This window comes from Bacteroidota bacterium (assembly GCA_030706745.1).
GTDB lineage: Bacteria > Bacteroidota > Ignavibacteria > Palsa-1295 > Palsa-1295 > PALSA-1295.
In genome coordinates this window covers 390,557-407,304 of the sequence record JAUZNX010000001.1, presented here as the reverse complement: position 1 = coordinate 407,304, position 16,748 = coordinate 390,557, and the positions used below count along the sequence as shown (strand labels likewise).

22 protein-coding genes, 1 other RNA gene and 1 pseudogene are annotated in these 16,748 nt (G+C 52.9%); 17 read left to right on the top strand and 7 right to left on the bottom strand.

Annotated elements, in window-relative coordinates; genetic code table 11:
- The first annotated feature begins 3 nt into the window (after positions 1-3).
- Together Q8902_01845 and Q8902_01840 are read left to right on the top strand one after the other, a co-directional pair.
- The gene (locus Q8902_01845; protein ID MDP4198293.1) at positions 4-228 is read left to right on the top strand and encodes a DUF433 domain-containing protein; all 225 of its coding nucleotides are present in this window, start codon (positions 4-6) and stop codon (positions 226-228) included.
- A pseudogene (locus Q8902_01840) lies at positions 225-547 on the top strand (DUF5615 family PIN-like protein). Before Q8902_01845 ends, Q8902_01840 begins: the two are co-directional and overlap by 4 nt.
- On the opposite strand, the gene Q8902_01835 reads toward Q8902_01840, so the two are convergent.
- Together Q8902_01835 and Q8902_01830 are read right to left on the bottom strand one after the other, a co-directional pair.
- On the bottom strand, positions 533-826 hold the full coding sequence (locus tag Q8902_01835; GenBank protein MDP4198292.1) for a glutaredoxin family protein: 294 nt from the start codon (positions 824-826) through the stop codon (positions 533-535). The pseudogene Q8902_01840 and the gene Q8902_01835 overlap by 15 nt on opposite strands.
- Complete coding sequence (locus tag Q8902_01830; GenBank protein ID MDP4198291.1) at positions 807-2,333, bottom strand: hypothetical protein; 1,527 nt, start codon at positions 2,331-2,333, stop codon at positions 807-809. The genes Q8902_01835 and Q8902_01830 overlap by 20 nt, the downstream gene beginning before the upstream one ends.
- 87 nt (positions 2,334-2,420) lie before the next feature.
- On the opposite strand from Q8902_01830, the gene Q8902_01825 reads away from it, so the two are divergent.
- The 9 genes from Q8902_01825 (at position 2,421) to arfB (ending at position 9,201) form a co-directional block, all read left to right on the top strand.
- A complete protein-coding gene (locus Q8902_01825; GenBank protein ID MDP4198290.1) occupies positions 2,421-3,206 on the top strand; it encodes a UDP-2,3-diacylglucosamine diphosphatase in 786 nt (261 codons plus the stop codon).
- A 12-nt stretch (positions 3,207-3,218) separates the two neighbouring features.
- Complete coding sequence (locus Q8902_01820; GenBank protein MDP4198289.1) at positions 3,219-5,660, top strand: PBP1A family penicillin-binding protein; 2,442 nt, start codon at positions 3,219-3,221, stop codon at positions 5,658-5,660.
- A 30-nt stretch (positions 5,661-5,690) separates the two neighbouring features.
- Positions 5,691-6,275, top strand: coding sequence for a DUF3501 family protein (locus tag Q8902_01815; protein ID MDP4198288.1), 585 nt, complete (start codon positions 5,691-5,693; stop codon positions 6,273-6,275).
- 77 nt (positions 6,276-6,352) lie between these two features.
- Positions 6,353-6,772 (top strand): 6-carboxytetrahydropterin synthase, encoded by a 420-nt coding sequence (locus Q8902_01810; protein ID MDP4198287.1) that lies wholly within the window; start codon positions 6,353-6,355, stop codon positions 6,770-6,772.
- 219 nt (positions 6,773-6,991) lie between these two features.
- The gene (gene folE, locus Q8902_01805; protein ID MDP4198286.1) at positions 6,992-7,579 is read left to right on the top strand and encodes a GTP cyclohydrolase I FolE; all 588 of its coding nucleotides are present in this window, start codon (positions 6,992-6,994) and stop codon (positions 7,577-7,579) included.
- Positions 7,580-7,600: 21 nt separating this feature from the next.
- Positions 7,601-8,173, top strand: a complete 573-nt coding sequence (locus Q8902_01800) for a response regulator (GenBank protein MDP4198285.1) — start codon at positions 7,601-7,603, stop codon at positions 8,171-8,173.
- 80 nt (positions 8,174-8,253) lie between these two features.
- An RNA gene (gene ffs / locus Q8902_01795) (signal recognition particle sRNA small type) lies at positions 8,254-8,353 on the top strand.
- Between the two features lie 37 nt (positions 8,354-8,390).
- The gene (locus tag Q8902_01790; protein ID MDP4198284.1) at positions 8,391-8,762 is read left to right on the top strand and encodes a hypothetical protein; all 372 of its coding nucleotides are present in this window, start codon (positions 8,391-8,393) and stop codon (positions 8,760-8,762) included.
- Complete coding sequence (gene arfB / locus Q8902_01785; protein ID MDP4198283.1) at positions 8,731-9,201, top strand: alternative ribosome rescue aminoacyl-tRNA hydrolase ArfB; 471 nt, start codon at positions 8,731-8,733, stop codon at positions 9,199-9,201. Before Q8902_01790 ends, arfB begins: the two co-directional genes overlap by 32 nt.
- A 12-nt stretch (positions 9,202-9,213) precedes the next feature.
- Here arfB and Q8902_01780 read toward each other — a convergent pair whose 3' ends face one another.
- A complete protein-coding gene (locus Q8902_01780; protein MDP4198282.1) occupies positions 9,214-9,648 on the bottom strand; it encodes a hypothetical protein in 435 nt (144 codons plus the stop codon).
- 171 nt (positions 9,649-9,819) lie between these two features.
- Here Q8902_01780 and Q8902_01775 point away from each other — a divergent pair, with 171 nt between their 5' ends.
- The 3 genes from Q8902_01775 to Q8902_01765 all read left to right on the top strand — a co-directional run bounded on the left by Q8902_01775 (position 9,820) and on the right by Q8902_01765 (position 11,011).
- Complete coding sequence (locus tag Q8902_01775; GenBank protein MDP4198281.1) at positions 9,820-10,407, top strand: thioredoxin fold domain-containing protein; 588 nt, start codon at positions 9,820-9,822, stop codon at positions 10,405-10,407.
- A 110-nt stretch (positions 10,408-10,517) separates the two neighbouring features.
- Positions 10,518-10,727, top strand: a complete 210-nt coding sequence (locus Q8902_01770) for a hypothetical protein (protein MDP4198280.1) — start codon at positions 10,518-10,520, stop codon at positions 10,725-10,727.
- Positions 10,724-11,011, top strand: a complete 288-nt coding sequence (locus Q8902_01765) for a hypothetical protein (GenBank protein ID MDP4198279.1) — start codon at positions 10,724-10,726, stop codon at positions 11,009-11,011. The genes Q8902_01770 and Q8902_01765 overlap by 4 nt, the downstream gene beginning before the upstream one ends.
- A 56-nt stretch (positions 11,012-11,067) precedes the next feature.
- Here the strand turns inward: Q8902_01765 and Q8902_01760 are convergent, their stop codons facing one another.
- Positions 11,068-11,442, bottom strand: a complete 375-nt coding sequence (locus Q8902_01760; GenBank protein ID MDP4198278.1) for a hypothetical protein — start codon at positions 11,440-11,442, stop codon at positions 11,068-11,070.
- A 57-nt stretch (positions 11,443-11,499) separates the two neighbouring features.
- Positions 11,500-13,107: an amidophosphoribosyltransferase gene (purF, locus tag Q8902_01755; protein MDP4198277.1), complete on the bottom strand. Its 1,608-nt coding sequence runs from the start codon at positions 13,105-13,107 to the stop codon at positions 11,500-11,502.
- Between the two features lie 108 nt (positions 13,108-13,215).
- On the opposite strand from purF, the gene Q8902_01750 reads away from it, so the two are divergent.
- The 3 genes from Q8902_01750 to Q8902_01740 are packed head-to-tail and all read left to right on the top strand — an operon-like array spanning position 13,216 to position 14,085.
- The gene (locus tag Q8902_01750) at positions 13,216-13,464 is read left to right on the top strand and encodes a type II toxin-antitoxin system HicB family antitoxin (protein MDP4198276.1); all 249 of its coding nucleotides are present in this window, start codon (positions 13,216-13,218) and stop codon (positions 13,462-13,464) included.
- A gap of 2 nt (positions 13,465-13,466) precedes the next feature.
- The gene (locus tag Q8902_01745; GenBank protein MDP4198275.1) at positions 13,467-13,691 is read left to right on the top strand and encodes a type II toxin-antitoxin system HicA family toxin; all 225 of its coding nucleotides are present in this window, start codon (positions 13,467-13,469) and stop codon (positions 13,689-13,691) included.
- A gap of 25 nt (positions 13,692-13,716) precedes the next feature.
- A complete protein-coding gene (locus Q8902_01740; protein ID MDP4198274.1) occupies positions 13,717-14,085 on the top strand; it encodes a VOC family protein in 369 nt (122 codons plus the stop codon).
- Positions 14,086-14,198: 113 nt separating this feature from the next.
- Here Q8902_01740 and Q8902_01735 read toward each other — a convergent pair whose 3' ends face one another.
- The gene (locus Q8902_01735) at positions 14,199-15,437 is read right to left on the bottom strand and encodes a T9SS type A sorting domain-containing protein (protein ID MDP4198273.1); all 1,239 of its coding nucleotides are present in this window, start codon (positions 15,435-15,437) and stop codon (positions 14,199-14,201) included.
- A gap of 15 nt (positions 15,438-15,452) precedes the next feature.
- Complete coding sequence (locus Q8902_01730; protein MDP4198272.1) at positions 15,453-16,433, bottom strand: hypothetical protein; 981 nt, start codon at positions 16,431-16,433, stop codon at positions 15,453-15,455.
- Between the last annotated feature and the right edge of the window lie 315 nt (positions 16,434-16,748).

The window sequence follows — 16,748 nt, the reverse complement described above, 5'->3', positions numbered from 1 at the left end:
TTCATGGACTACAGGGACCGCATCACGATCGAACCGGGTAAGCGTAGCGGCAAGCCATGTATTCGTGGGCTACGCATTACCGTATATGATGTGCTCGACTATATGGCTTCGGGCATGACGAATGAAGAGATTCTTGCCGATTTCCCCGACCTCGAGCCAGAAGATTTCCAGGCCTGTTTGGCGTTTGCCGCCGATAGAGAGCGTCAGATTATGGGACTCGCAGCATGAGACTGTTGCTTGATGAGAATCTCTCACACAAGCTTGTAAGTGCTCTCCCGGCACGCACCATGTTCGGGACATCGGCCTATAGCGTTCGCCAGACGAAGATATCTGGGAATATGCCATTGCAAATGACTTCTGCATTGTATCCAAAGACGCAGACTTCCATCATCGGAGCCTTCTTTACGGCTTTCCTCCGAAGGTCATTGGGATATTCTCGGGCAATTGTCCGACCAAGGTTATTGAGAAGTTACTCTTAGATAATGTAGCTCTTATCGAACGCTTCCATCGGGATCCTGTGTCGTCATTGCTGTCATTGATTCCGTGACCAAAACTTCCACTTCGGTTTTGGCTGCAGCTTTCGAATCAGAAGGTCCCGTGTCGTGCGGTGTCGGAATGCAAATTTGCCATCGATCAGAATCACCGGGAAGTCGTTTTTGTAACGCTCCCAATCGCTATCGCCCTCGCGGAGCTTCACGATTTCAACTTCGAAATCGACGTAGTCTTTCGCGGACTCGACCTCTTCGAAGGCTTCCTCGCAGAGCGAGCAGCCGCCTTCTTTTGTGATGAACTGGAGTATCGGCAGCTTATTTGGTTGCGATGGCATACGGGAATGAATCGCTTGTGGAAGCGGCGGTGAAGATGATGGAAATCGGCGAATCGTTGGTCAGGTTTAGCGGTATGTTTTTGGAGTTGGTACCATCGCTAACCTTGATCGTGTGATTGCTGATCGGAATATCTTTCGTGACAACCGTGCCCTCTGCACCAAGCGAAGCAATGAGAGCACCCGTCGTGGAATCCGTCACGGTGATCGTCGCATGATCCGGCGAAGCATTGATGAACCGAGCACGGCACTGATTCGCATTTGCTGGAATATCCAACGTATCATTGAGACGGAGCACGGAAATGACAGAGTTCGGAGAACCAAGCGGTGTCGTTTCCTCGGCGATCAGCGTGTAGCGCGCGTTGTCCTCTGTCGCAAACTGCAAGTTAAAGACGCTATCGGCACCCGTTTGATGGTGCGATTTTGCGATCGTGAAGATCGGGTCCCAATCAAAGGTGGTTGTCAGTCGCCAGTATTCGGAGATCGCGTTGGGCTTGATATCGAAGACGACCTGTTGCTGCGGCAAATTATCGCGAGGATCGGGCTCCGCCTTGATTGCTCCCGGTTGGTGGACCAGGAGGCTCAAGCTGTCGATCCTCGTGGCATTGAGGAATCGGACGCCATAGAGGCGATAATCGATGGATGTCGAACCGCCGAATTTCGAGCCATCACGGAAATCGACCAATGCAATATTCGCCTGGGTATCTACCGGCTGTCCGCGGCCTCGAATCAGGATCGTTGAGAAGAGCCCACTCGTGCTGAGCGGATATGGCACACGGACGATAATGCCGGATGCGCTGGTATCCTTCGCGATTGTGATGAGCGTGTTCGGCGCGTAACCGAGCACGACATAGTCCGAGAATGATTTGCCGGTGCCTCGTCCGCCCCCTTGTCCATCCGTTACTTCTCCAAAAGCAAGCCGAATATCCGGCTTGAGTGTATCGACATGGTTGGTCGTATCGATCCGCGGTCCTTTGCCGGAATCGAGAAAATAGACATCGATTCCCTTGATCAGATCCGGAACCGCCTGCACAAATCGGAGCCGTGACGGGCCGGTCCCATCGAATGGCCACTCGTCATACAGTTGGATAATTCGCGGACGTGCGTTGGCGAGGTCAGCCTGGAGTCCGGCGCAAGTCAGCGTTTCATCCTGCTCGGTGAGCGTCAATGAAGTATCGAGTATGACTCTGCCGAGTGTGTCATGGCCTTCGTAGACGGTAATACGGTGCGGGCCAGCCGAAAGGCCTGAGCCATCCAGGTACTGACTGATGTAGCCCAGCGGATGGAACGGTGCTGTGTAGCGATCGAGATTATAGTAGGCGTGATCGAACACTTTGCTGTTGTCGATTCGAATCGTTACCTCCGGCACATCGGCGACAGCATCGATGATCCGAAGATGGGCTAACGATTGCGTTGGGACAATGTCGCAGGCAGGGGTGCAGCCTCCGAAAAGGATTCCGCCTAACAAGCTGCACCCGATGGCGACAAACAGGAAGCTCCGATGGATCATATAAGTCCTATAAAATCAGGGTGAATGACCGTCCATCCACGATGAAACGTACAAGGAAGAAACACTCTCGCGGCCCGATTGTTACGGATGGGGCAAAAAAAATTGCAATTCACGATACAACCTGCTCCTTTTTCTTTGAGATATTACTTCATTAGTGATGTGCACTTGGGCTATGGTCCTCGGGAGGAAGACCGAGCCCGGGAAGGCCGTTTGCTTACGTTGCTCGACAAAATTCTCGATGAAGCTATTCGTGGTGAAGCCGGTGGCGTCTTTGTCGTTGGCGATTTATTCGATTCCTGGTTCGATTTTGCCCATGTGATCCCGCGACGGCATGTGCGCACCATTGCCGCACTGGCACGGATCGCTGACCGGGTGCCGGTCGAGTATCTGATGGGCAATCATGATTTCGGGCATCGGGACTTTTTCGAAGAGGAATTGTCGATTCCGCTTCATCGCATGGATATTCGCCGCGAATTGCTTGGAAAACGCTTTTATATTGCCCATGGCGATGGCAAGGCCGCGAACGACACCGGTTATCTTTTCTTGCGCAAACTTTTACGGAGTCCCTTTGCGCAGGCGGCCTATAAGATCATACATCCGGACCTCGGCATTCCCTTTGCCGAATGGATATCCGGGCGCTCGCGACTTCATACGGATGCCCGCAATGCGCTCAAGAAATATGATGGTCTCCGACAATTCGCGGAGAACATCCTTATGAATCGCGAAGCGGATTATGTGGTCATGGGCCACAAGCATGATCCTGCGATCATTTCCGCACACGGCGGAACGTACATTAATCTTGGCGATTGGCTCCGCAGTTATACCTACGGGGTCTTTGACGAAGCGGGATTTCGGATCGAGAATGCTCCTTGAACCCCCCCAATTATGCCGAATCGATGGTGGCACGAAGATCACGAGGAATCCGCTCCAAATGGGGGCTTGGATGAGCCATTGATCGAAACGAATGAGGATGCGGAACAGCGCGACCGGAAACGCCGAAGCCTGCACCGTTGGGAAATTGTCGTCGGCTCCATATTTATCGGATTTCTACTGGCTGGCGTCTGGCTTTGGATTGCTGTCAGTAAAGGCATGCCGACCCTGGACCAACTCGAAAATCCACATCCGGAGATTGCCACCCGGCTGATCAGTGCCGATGGTGAACGGCTCGATCAGTACTTCATCAAGAACCGGACGACCGTCGATCTGAAGTCAGTGCCTCGCTATGTCGTAGCGGCGCTGATCGCAACGGAGGACCGCGATTTTTATCACCACTGGGGCATTAACATCTGGGGCAATATCCGCGCGGCATGGACGGACCTCATCACGCTCTCGCCGCGACAAGGCGCGAGCACGATCACCCAACAATTGGCTCGGAATCTCTATCTCTCTCAGGAAAAGTCTATTCTACGCAAGCTGCGTGAAATGGCGAGCGCCGTACAGATCGAGCGGTCGCATACCAAAAATGAGATTCTCGCGATGTATCTGAACGTCGCGTACTTTGGCCGCGGCGCCTATGGGATCGAAGCAGCCAGCCAGGTATATTTTGGCAAAGATGTCAGTCATTTATTGCCACAAGAGGGCGCGTATCTTATTGGATTGCTCAAAGGTCCGGAAAATTACGATCCGGACGACGATTACGATCACGCGGTTGCGCGCCGGAACACCGTGCTCGATAACATGGCCGATGCAAAGTACATCACGCGCTATCAGGCCGGCGAGTTCAAAGCGACACCATTGCGCGTGCAGGATGCCAAAGGCTACGAAGGCATCGCGCCGCATTTCGTCGAGATGATCCGTCAGGAGCTGACGAAACAGCCGGAGCTTCAGGGATACGATCTCTACCGCGATGGACTCGTGGTGTACACGACGCTAAACGCGACCATGCAGCGCGCTGCGAACAAGGCCGTCCTGGAGCACATCGCTGAGTACCAGCAGAACGTGGTCGATAAACGATGGAATTGGGCAGCACATAAAGGCCTGCTCGATACACTCCTGATGAAAGCGGCCCATGCCCGCCCCGAGTATCGCATTGCAGCGGGCATTCCGGCAAAGCAAAGCGTCGAGCGCGGATTGCGCGCTGACAAAGCCTTCGTCGATAGTGTCAAAGATGCAGCCATTCGCATGCAGTGCGGATTTGTGTGTCTCGATCAGTCGACCGGTCAGATCCTCGCCATGGTCGGCAGTTCGAATTTCCGGGAGGCCCGCTACGGACTGAATCACGTTACGCAAATCGTTCGTCAGCCCGGCAGCGCATTCAAGCCGATCATTTATGCGTCCTGTTTCGAGCATGGCGCAACACCAGAGACTTCAGTCTCGAACGAGCCGATCTCGATTCCGGATGGCGATCACATTTGGTCGCCCGGAAATTTCGAAGGAGAGTCCGTCGGAGGCTACCGTACGATCCGAGCCGCGTTACAATATTCGGTGAATCTTTGTGCGGTACATGCTCTGCTCGAAATCACAAATCTGAACGATGTGACGCGCATGGCGAAGCGATTGGGCATCAAGTCGAACATCCCGCCTTATCCATCCATCGCGTTGGGCACCGCGGAAGTAAGTCCGATGGAGTTGACCAGCGCATACAGCACATTCGCCAACGATGGCGTCCGCGCGACACCCTATGCGATCGTTCGGGTCGAGGACCGGAACGGCAAAGTCATTTATCGTTCGCATCCGGAATTCGAAAATGTTCTGGAGCCGCGCATTTGCCACATGATGACATCGGCATTGAGCGATGTTGTTAATGCCGGCACGGCAGCGCGCATCCGCACACTCGGATTTCACTTTCCCGCCGCGGGCAAGACCGGTACGACACAGAATTTCGCTGATGCATGGTTCATCGGTTACACTCCACATTTTACTGCCGGCGTATGGGTCGGGTTCGATGATAAACGCGTAGCATTCACTGGGGCCGATGGACAGGGTGGTCGTGCCGCCGCGCCAATCTGGGGTTTGTTTATGAAGTATACCTACGAAGCACTCCGGCCTGCGATTCAATACTTCGTTACGAGTTACAGCAACACGAGCTCGCCGAACTTCCCCATTCAGGACCATTCCGGCGACACGAACGGACAGGGCCTGGAGTACATGCCGAAGATCGATGGTGGGCAGCACAATCCACCTTCCTCCGATTCGGTGCCGGGCCGCAAGACGTTCATTGATGATACGAATGCCGAAGAGCCATCAACGATCGGGCAATCCCAGCCGCACGCACAGAGTTTCGATCGTCCAAGCCTTGATGATAGTAATTCAAAACAGGAAAAGACCCTTCGTGCACCCTCGCTCAATGATACGCTGACACGAGCGTTGCAGAAGCGGGAACGGTAACGAGGATGCGATACCACTTGTTTAACTCCTATGCCCATCACCCTCACTGACATTCTTGACATCGCCCAATACGAAAAGATCCGACCGGAACTGCGCAAACGCGTAATCGAGGAGAAGCGGCACCGGCGGGTGCAGGTCGGCCCGGTCATGACGTTCGTCTTCGAGAACCGGATGACGGTGCAATTCCAGATTCAGGAAATGCTGCGCACGGAGCGGCTCGTGCATGACGAGGCAATCCAGCACGAGATTGATACATACAGCAAACTCCTGCCCTCCCGGAATGAGCTATCGGCAACGCTTCTCGTCGAGATTACAGAAAAAGAGAAGATCAAGCCGACACTCGATTCGCTCGTGGGCCTGACGGAAAATAGCATTTTCCTCGTAATTGGCGAATGGGAGATCGCGACGCAGTTTGATGAGGAGCAGTCCGAAGAAGGGCGCATCAGCGCCGTCCAGTATGTTCGATGGCACCTCACCGATCAGGATGTCGAGCGCATTCGCTTTGGACAGAGTGATGTAAGCCTGATCGTCCGGCATCCGAATTATCGTTTCGCGACCCAGCTTACGAACGAACAACGCGAGTCGATTGCGCGAGATCTTTCGGAGCCAGTGTAACTCATCGCTCAATCTCGTGTCCCAAGTGGGACAAAATAGCCCTGTTGCGGGTTCATTATTCTCTATTTCCCCTAATAATGGTATACGTCACCCGTAAGGCGCATTTCTCCGCGGCGCACCGGCTCTTCAACCCGAAGTTCAGCGATGCCGAGAATGAACGCATCTTCGATAAATGCAACAACCCTCGCGGGCATGGGCACAACTACATCGTCGAAGTAACGGTGGCCGGCGAGCCAGACCCGGAAACTGGATATGTCATCGATCTGAAGCGGCTTGCGGCTCTGATGGAAGAGCATGTTATTGGCCGGTTCGATCACAAGCACCTGAATTACGATGTGCCCGAGCTTGAAGGGATTATCCCAACGGCCGAGAATATCGCGCTGAAAGTTTGGGATCTGCTGGAACCGCAGATTACAGACGGTCATCTTCATTCGGTTCGAATTGCCGAGAGCGATAATAATTACGCGGAATATCGCGGCGCTCCCATGAAGCATTAAGAATGAAAAATTCAGGAATGCAACCGATTACATCAAATGCTCACTTCATGAGACCGCTATCCGCGTGCTCTTGTCCCCGACTCTTCATTCTTAACTCGTCACGCCTAATTCTTCATTCTTAACTTCTCGATGAGTATTACTACACTTCCGAATCGAACCCGCAATCTGGACGAACTCCCCGCAAATGAGCGCGAAGGATTTATTGCTTCCGCATGTGCGATGGGGCCGGCAGAGAACGAGGCTGAGTCAAACCCTCGCATCCGTGAACTCACCCGCGAATTGCTCACCGAGATTGGCGAAGACCCGGAGCGCGCCGGACTCTGGCGAACGCCCCACCGGGTTTCGGCCGCGTGGGAATACCTGACGCATGGATACACGGCAAATATTAAAAAAATCCTGAACGGCGCGATCTTCGAGGAAAAGTACGACGAAATGGTCGTCGTCAAAGACATTGACTTTTTCTCGATGTGCGAGCATCATCTGCTGCCATTCTACGGCCGGGCGCATATCGCGTATATTCCGAACGGGAAGATCGTCGGTCTTTCGAAGCTCCCGCGCATGGTGGAAGTGTTCGCACGGCGACTTCAGACGCAGGAGCGGATGACGCGGCAGATTGCCGATACGATCCAGGAATATCTCGATCCCGTTGGTGTTGCAGTCGTTTGTGAAGCGCGACATCTGTGCATGATGATGCGCGGTGTCGAAAAACAAAATTCGGTCACAACGACAAGCGCGATGCTCGGCGCATTCAAGGAAGCTCAAACCCGGTCGGAGTTCATGACTCTGATCGGGACAAAATTTCTGTAATGGAAAACGGTCTGAGTCATCATGATGAAACGTCAGGAAGCCCTTCGGCTAATCCGCACGATTGCCGGACACGCAAACGTCGCCATATCTGAGTCCGACGACGGTCCAAATATCAGCGTGACGCTTTCGTTGCGTCCCGATATTGAGCTGGTACCGCCATCGCCTCCCGGCACGGTACCCGAGCCAGGGCAGCGGTATCGCGTGCTGCACATCGAGGATATTGGCCGCACCGCCGATCTCGTTTACTATTATCTCCGCAATCATTACGATGTCGATACCGCGATGACGGCCGAAGAAGGACTCAAGGCGGCACTCGAACACCATTATGATTATATTTTGACCGATCTCAAGCTGAGCGAAGGCATGGGAGGATTGGAACTGACCAAACTCTTCCGACAGACGAGCGAGTATTCCTGGACACCAATTATCGGCGTTGCCGGCTTTGCCACCGAGGAGGATGTTCGACTGAGTATGGCCGCCGGGTGCAGCGCGTTTCTCTCCAAGCCCTTCCTGAAGTCCGACCTGCTGCGCATTCTGCATGAACTCGAAACCCGCATCATCAAGGTCAAAGCCGCGCAAGCCGCCGGTGCCTGAGGAGTGCCGCTCGAGAAATATTGGCTGATTTCAATTGCCAGAAACCACTCGTTACTCGTTCCGCGTTACGCGCTTCGAGGGACTGAGTCCCACGCAATTCGAACGCGCCCAACCGAGTCAGGTCCGGAAGGAAGCAGCTCTCAGCGATTGTACGAGTGTGACGTGGTAAGCTTGGTCCCTTTTTATTTGCTTTGACGAGATCGGACCGATCCGACCAATGAGTAAGCGCAAGACAGCACACCGCCCGACGGCCCCCGCCCGCTTAGCACAGCGTGCCGTTCCGACACGCCGGACTCTCGTGCTCCTGGAATCCGGATTGCTCGTCGGGCTGGCGGAGGGACTCATGGAGGATTTTATCCATCGATACTCTATCTCCCCGTACCTCAAGGCGCTACTCTTGATGGTCGGTGTGCTTGGGGTGTTTGCGCTGGCCATTCGAATTATCGAGCCGATCGTGCGAGGGACTCTCAAAGCCGTATCCAAACTCGATCAAGGTGGCGGAGCGATGGGCCGCATTGCGCTCCATGTTGTTATCCTCTTCCTCATTTTTGTCTGTTATGTCCGAGTCTTCTTCCCAAACATTAAGTGAGGCGCGTGGCGCGGGCGTTTCGCTTGCGATCCACATCTCGGACCGCCTGCAAATTCCACTCGCCGAGATCGAGATTTCCTTCACTCGTTCGAGCGGACCCGGCGGACAGCACGTCAATAAGACTTCCACGCGAGCCGAGATCGCGTTCGATCTGGCGCACTCGCCGAGCATCCCGGAGGCCGACCGCGCGTGGATGATGGGTCGGCTCCAAAGTAAACTCGATACCGAAGGCAAACTGCACATCGCCGCGCAGGAATACCGCAGTCAACTTCGCAACCGGCAAGCCGCGATCGATCGATTGGAAGCACTACTCCAGCAAGCCATTCTACGGCCAAAGAAACGAAAGAAATCGAAGCCGACCAGATCGGCCGTCGAGCGGCGGCTTAGCTCCAAGAAGCGAGAGAGTGAGAAAAAGCGGGAGCGAAGGACGAGAGAATAGAAGAGCTGGATATTATCTATCAATCAATTCGGGATACGGCAGCAAGCCGGTCTTGATATAGTCGACAAGGATTTCGGACTTGTGGCTGCCGTCCCAACAGTGTGTCTTTATCAGTACGCCATCGGAAATCTGATGAGCCGTGATTTTACAGACAGGATATTGGTGAATATATGGTGAGAAAAGTCGCGAGAAGTATGACGGTTTAGAAGTGTCCGTCGTAATAAGGCTGTCATTCGCGACGAGAACTGGTTGTGAAGAATAGGTCGAAACGAACCGCTTCGCGCGACTCCATGCCGTATCGAACTGGGCTCTCGGGACATGGATATTCGGAGAACTACCGTAAATGCTGGCTAAGTATTTTCGCTCGGCGTGATTCGGGAAGCTGCATCCGGCGACCAGCGCGAGAGCCAGCACGAGCAGGACGTTCAATCGAATTTGTGATTGCATACCTGGCAATTCGAACAACATGGCATGAGCAACGTGCCCGGATGAATTGTATATTCAAAAAGTGCTCGGATGACTTCCGTGAGGATTTGGTCATCTTATCCGCTGGATTTTTCAGAGAGAACTTTCGTTTACACAAACGCTAGGTAAGATAAACAACGATATGATATATCAATGAAAGGAATGAATATGAAGGTCTGGATACTCGGATTCGCTGGGTTGATTGGGGTCTTCGCTGTTGCGAAGGTAGCGGGACTATGCCCCGGCGGCTCGTGCAGCACCTCACAAGCGGTCGCGCATTCGCAGGCGGTGGCAAGTAATGTAAGCAATACTTTAGCCGCGCCAGCCGCGCCATTCGAATCGCTCGAGCAAGCAATGGCCGAGGCGAAATCACAGAACAAGTACATCCTTGTCGATGTCTATACCGACTGGTGCCACTGGTGCAAGAAATTGGATGAGGATGTTTATCCCGCACCAGAAGTCCAGAAGGAAATGCATAATTACTTCACGGCGGTGAAGATCAACGCGGAATCCGCGACAAGTCATACGTTTGGCGGCAAAGAACTCACGGAGCGTCAACTCGCGACTCAGTGGCAGGTCACCGGCTACCCGACGGTCCTCTTCTTAACACCCGACGGCAAGATCGTCGACCAGCTTCCCGGTTACATGCCTGCGAAGGAATTCGCCGGAGTCCTGCGATATATCGGCACCGGCGCATACCGGACGACATCGTTCGAGCAGTGGCAGACGGCTCACGGCTAAGGCGAATTGATAGGACACCAGCCGGGGTCATCTTTACAAGGTGGTGTCCTGCCGCAGTCAACGCTCATGGTTATTAGAACTTTTTCGGTTCTAAAAGAGTCAGATAGAGTATGAAAGCCACAGCAAAGCCGAAGACAGCCAAAGCAAAAAAGATGACCGACGCCGAGTGGAGAGCGCTGGTAACCTCCATGTGTGGTAAATATGCGTGGGTGGGAGGTTCTTCAGATGACGTGATCCGCGATCGACGGGAAGAAGTCGCGCGTGAAGAAGCAAAGTTCGCAATGCGATACCTCAAGCGATCAACGAACGGCAAGAAGTGAAGTACGTCCTGGATGCAAACGCACTGATAGCATTCTTCGACTCCGAGCGGGGTCATCTCGTTATCCAAGATATCTTATTGTCATCCCGTGAGCTGGTTACCATTCATTCCCTCAATGCCTGCGAAGTGTTTTATCATTTCTGGCGGATGGCCGACCACCTGACGGCAAATCGGGTGCTACGGGACATGGTGGCACTGGGAATCGAGATGCATGACGAGCTTGATCCAAGTATCTCGCAATATCCACTCGAAGTGTCTTCGTTACGTCCGATCACAAAGAACTGAAACCACTCGAACGAGACAACGTCTGCCGATTTCTCTTTTTTCGCTAACGGCGCAATCTATTTCTTCTTCACCGCCCATACTTGTCCAACGTGGACGTAATCGGCGGCGAGGGTATCTTCACCAATCGCGCGCGGTACGCTGTGGCGGTCCTTGGGGTGCAGGAGCTTCGGCGGGTCGATCTCCTTCATGACCGTATCGAAGTGACCCTTCGTTTCGAGAATCAGTTGGTAGCGGATTTTTTCGATCGTATCCTTGCCGAAATTCTCGTAGAGCGTCGTGATATAGGGTTTGCCGGCGTCATAATCGCGAAAGACTGTTATTTCGAGACCGGGTGATTTCTCCCATTTTTCGGGTTCCGATTTGCAGGAAGCCAGAAGCGCCAGGCAAGTGGCCAGTACGATCGGAAGAAATTTGATTTGTTTGCGGTTCACAACTACTGGTGTAGCAAGAAAAGCACCAAATGAGTTGCACGCTTGGAAAGCTATGGCTCAGTCGTCGGTTTCGGCAGCCTCTTCATCGAAGGGGACCGGATAGTTGCCGGTAAAGCAAGCTGTGCAGTATCCGATGTCTTGTCCAGCCTTATTCTTTCGCGGTACGCTTTCAAGTAATTTCTTGACCGATAGATACCGTAACGAATCAACGCCAAGGTACTCGCCGATTGCATCCTGATCCGAATGATGATTCGCAATCAACTCGTCTTTGCTTGGGAAGTCCATCCCATATTTGCAGGGATGTGTAATGGGTGGAGCCGTGATGCGTAGATGGACTTCGCTCGGAGCCGCTTCACGGATCAAGTTGACAAGTGCTTTTGATGTGGTCCCACGAACGATCGAATCATCGACGACGACAACGCGCTTATCCTTAAGCACGCCCTTGACGGTGTTGAACTTGACCTTGACTTTCATCTCGCGGCGGTCTTGTCCCGGCTGGATGAACGTGCGGCCTACATAGTGTGAGCGGATGAGGCCGATCTGATATTTCGTCTGATTGCCGAGCTGCTGGTTTTGGCTTGCATAGCCAAGCGTCGCGGTGTTCGAGGAGTCCGGCACGTTGATAACCGTCACCTTTTTGCCTTCGCCATTCTTGACGGGCGATTCCACGGCCAGGCTCTTGCCCAATTTGCGGCGGACGCGATCGACATTCTCTTCGAAGATTTTCGAGTCGGGTCGCGCGAAATAAATATACTCGAAAATGCAATAGGTCGGCTTTGGTGCATGCTCGGCGAGTTGCACCGAACGAATCTCGCCCGTTGCCACTGTGTGCGCATCGATGATCACGATCTCGTTCGGCTGGACATCGCGCAGATATTCGAAGCCAACGATATCGAATGCGCACGTCTCGCTCGCGACCATGTAGGCGTACTCGCCGTCGGGTTTTTTCAGGCGCCCGATCGCAAGCGGACGAATGCCATGCGGATCGCGCACAGCGATAAGTGCAGAGTCGGTCAGCAAGGCAAGCGAGAATGCGCCGCGCGTTTGCGTGAGCGCGTCGCGGATTTGTTCGATCTGGTCCTCCTTCTGCGAGCGCGCGACCAGATGCAGGATGAGTTCGCTGTCGGTCGAAGTCTGGAAGATCGTCCCCTGATTAGCAAGCTGCTCGCGGAGCGAGCGGGTGTTCGTCAGGTTGCCGTTATGCGCCAGGCCAAAATTGCCCATGCGATAATGCATGTAAAACGGCTGGATGTTCTCGACTTTACCGCTTGCGCCGGTTGTCGAGTAGCGATTATGCGCGAGTGCTGCATCGCCGACCAGGACTTCCGAAAGAATCTTGTCATCCTTAAAGACATCAAGGACAAGGCCGTTATCTTTATGAATCGCGAAGCGCCTCTTCAGATGATTGACCCTCTTCCCATTAGAAGAGGCAGGGTTAGTGGATTCTTCCCAATTCGCCGCGAGAATTCCAGCCGCTTCTTGTCCGCGATGTTGCAGCGCGTGCAATGCGTAGTAGGCGGTAACACTTGCCTCGGGATGATTGAATATGCCTACAACGCCGCAGTTGCTCTCGGGTTTGTCGATTTCCCGTTGGGAGTTGTCCTGACCCGGAATGGCCAGCACCGGTAACTCAATCGCGAAGGGGTCTGGCTTGGTGTTTGGCATGGGAACGTGCCTAACACCGGGAGCGGGGTGAGAATTTCATCAGGTACTTAGGCGCATTGTATTCAAGGCAGGGAACGCTGACCTTTTGCCACACGGTTGTCTGCTATTATGGATTCTCTCATTCATTTGCATGTCGAGCAGTTGGAGGAAGGCGGCTTTCTTGCTACGAGTAGCGACGTCCCTGGCCTTGTAGCAGAAGGACGAACAGTCCAGGAAGCGATGGAGATCGCCCAAGACCTGACGCGAAAGATTGCGGAATCCTGTGTCGAGCATGGGGATCCGCTCCCGCCTGCGCTGGAACGCTTGGCCAATGCTTTTTCCCAGCAGGATCTGCTCGTTCCAGTTTCGCTGCCATAGCGATGGGCCGCCTTGCCGGGTTTTCCTATCGTGAGGTAGTACGCCGATTGCGGCTCCTGGGCTTTACCTTCGATCGTCATGGCGCGGGAAGCCACGAAGTATGGCGGCATTCAATCTCCGGCAGGAAAGTAACCGTGCCAAGACATGCACGCGATATGGCCGAAGGCACACTCCGGGCAATTCTTCGGGAGGCCGCAATTGCGGTGGACGATTTTCTAAACCTCTGAGAGAAGTCAGCAACTATTGAATATCGTGCTTCAAGGACTGAGAACCGTCATCTATCCCGTCTCCGACGCCGCAAAGGCGAAGAAATTTTACAACGCGCTCACGGGTGCGGAGCCATACTTCGATCAACCGTTCTACATCGGCTACAATGTGGGCGGCTACGAACTTGGTCTGGATCCGAACCCGAAGAAGCAAGCATCTGGCCCGATGGAAGGTCCGCTGACGTACTGGGGCGTCGCGAACATCGAGGAAGCTTATGCCAACATTCTGGCCATCGGCGCGCGGCCGCACCTGCCGATTCAGGACGTCGGCGAGGGCATCAAGGTCGCCAGTGTCCTCGATCCGTTCGGGAATGCGGTCGGGTTAATCGAGAACCCGGGGTTCAAAGCCCAGTAATTCAAACGCGTAGGGGTCGGGCACTGTGTTCGGCAAGGGGACGAACGGTAGTCTTACAACTATTAGGGAATGTAAAGATTTTCATCACGTCCCTGAGACCTGCGAGCGTATTCCTACTTAGCAGCCTTTACAAATTTCATCGAAGTGACAGAAACGTCAGAGCTCAAGCGCAGGTAGTACACTCCTTCGGCTACCGAGCCTCCGATGTCAATGCTCGCCGAATTTAGACCCGCCGCCGCACGAGACATGATTTGTGAACCAACTTGGTTCCCCAGCAGATCATAAACCGCAATGGCGACGACCGAGGACTTAGACAAAGTGTACGTCAGGGTGAGTCTCGCAGTTGTTGGATTCGGCTGCAGATCAATAATGCCCAAGCCATCGGGGGAAGAGTGGCCTGAGGCCACCGAAAGTGTGCAGCTACTGCAATAGAGAAGTTTGAACCAGCAGCGAACAGGGTCACCAGTGGGAAGGCCAACGCTCGAAGGAGTTTTGAGGTCATCCCAATTATTAATACCGTACATTATACCGTCAGCTGCCGTATAGGGAGCACAAGGTAGGCCGCTATTGGTAAGAAGATTCTCGTCTGGATAGCCAAGATAGTGCCCCAACTCATGGGTGAGAACGTCCGTTACGTTCAGGAAGTAGTTTCCAACCTGGCCGTCAGATGGCTGAGGATGTATGATGTTTGAGGCGAGTTCAGGGTTATAAAAAGAGGTAGTCATGACCGAAAAATCACATGGATCTCCGCTTGGATCGTTATCAAACACCACGCTCGGGGACATAAAATCCTGGCAAAAGTTCAGCACCGTGTATTGTGCATCGCAAGACAGGATGCAATCATCGTGATCATAATTGTGGATAGTATAGGCAGGTGTTGGATTGTCTCCGCCTGGAGTACGACCGTCGGCTTGGATGAACGAAGCGTCATCGGTTAGTATAATATGCCAGCAACACGGAGAAGCAGGATCAGGATCACATATACCACTCCAATTTGATAGAGCATTATGAGCATCCTCATTCATGTATACAGGATCAAAGACTTTAGCTATCTTATTTGAAGCGCATGGACCGTTGTTAATAACATACATCGCCACACTGCTACTCGTCGTTCGACGGTCATCCACGCATACACTCGTCGGCAGACCCGGAGCATTTACTTTTTCCCCGGGTTCCGCATCATCCTTAGGGCAAGCACTGCAACGGATTATTGCCCCAGGGCAATACACAAATGGGTATTGCTTCCCAGGAGGACAGTCCACACTCAGCGCCGATAGCTTTTTCTGGGCCTGACTGCTCAGTGGCATCAGCGAAAGCACAACGAGTGCCGAAGCGAAGAAATATCTAAACATGATTTCGAACCCTCGCTATGGATTTTTGATAGAGTTAATCTTCTGCCGAAGCTTGGTCTTAAATTGATCCGCGGTGAGGCCGCTTCCGAAACCAAAGTCGTTGTTCGGATCAAAGACGATCCCACCTCGAATCGGATACATCCCGGCCATCGTGTTCTTGGTTGGAAGTGGCTCCAAAGTCGAGTAATTAAGTGAGGTATCTCGTCCAAGATCCAGGAGTTGAAGAAAAACGATATATTCCGAATCTGCCTCGACCCATTGATGACCCTGTAGGATCAGTGTTGAATCCGTAGCATCAATTGAATGTACGTTTGCGAAGCGGGGCCAGTCAGGCCGATAGGTAAACTCGACACACGTGTCAGTACTAAGAGCTTTGTTCGAGCCAGTCCCAGCAGCATGCAGGCTCGAAAGTACACAAGGGGGATAGCGCTGCCCTTTTATTCCATCTATGAGTGAGCAATCGGCTGCAATTCCATTCTGAAAAACCGGGAGTGCTGTGTCAATAACCGAATTCGTCCAATTAACCCTAATGTGAGCGATATAATCAGCATTATAAAGCAACAAAGTTGATTTGAGACTGTCGGGATACGTTTTGGAAATAGATCGGAACAAAAACTGTAAGACTCTTGCAAGATTTGCTCGATGACGCGGATACTGCTCCTGATTGTTCACGTATTGCGAGAATGAAACAGGATCGTAGTCATCTATTTCGTACGCAAACTTCAACGCATATTTGAGCGTGTCGGAATAACCGAGCGCATTGAAAAACGAGTCTATACGCGCGAGTGGCATGGTTCGCGAAAGGCTATCGAAGTAAATGTAGCCTATCAAAACTTCAAGAGGCATTCCAGTGCTTAGTGGCGGATAACTAGTCAATACGGGATAGGAAAACATTAGCGGTCCGGTGTAAACCGCTCGCCGATAAGTCCATTGCGCGTTGACAGTGTTGAAGCAGCCAGCAAGCAGAATTGTGAGAATGAAATATCGCGTTTTCATGGCCATCACTGATAAAAGCGGTCTATCCTTTGGTTGGTCTATTTGGTAAGGGCGATCCATTCAGTATTCCAGAACGAACCACTCTCGGCACTGACACAGTGCCGTTAGGAATCAAACTTGCATACCATTCATCAAATCCCCAGATGGGCAATGAACAGCCGCCCTTAAGGTCTGTACGACCGGGGCATTCCGTTATCGTCAGGGTCGTCCAGGTACCATTAGAGTTGTGATTCTCAATTGTAATTGTCGTGCATCCAGAAGCATCATTTCTTTCCCAACCCGTTATCCGCCAAGCGAAAGCTGCATTCGAAGCGG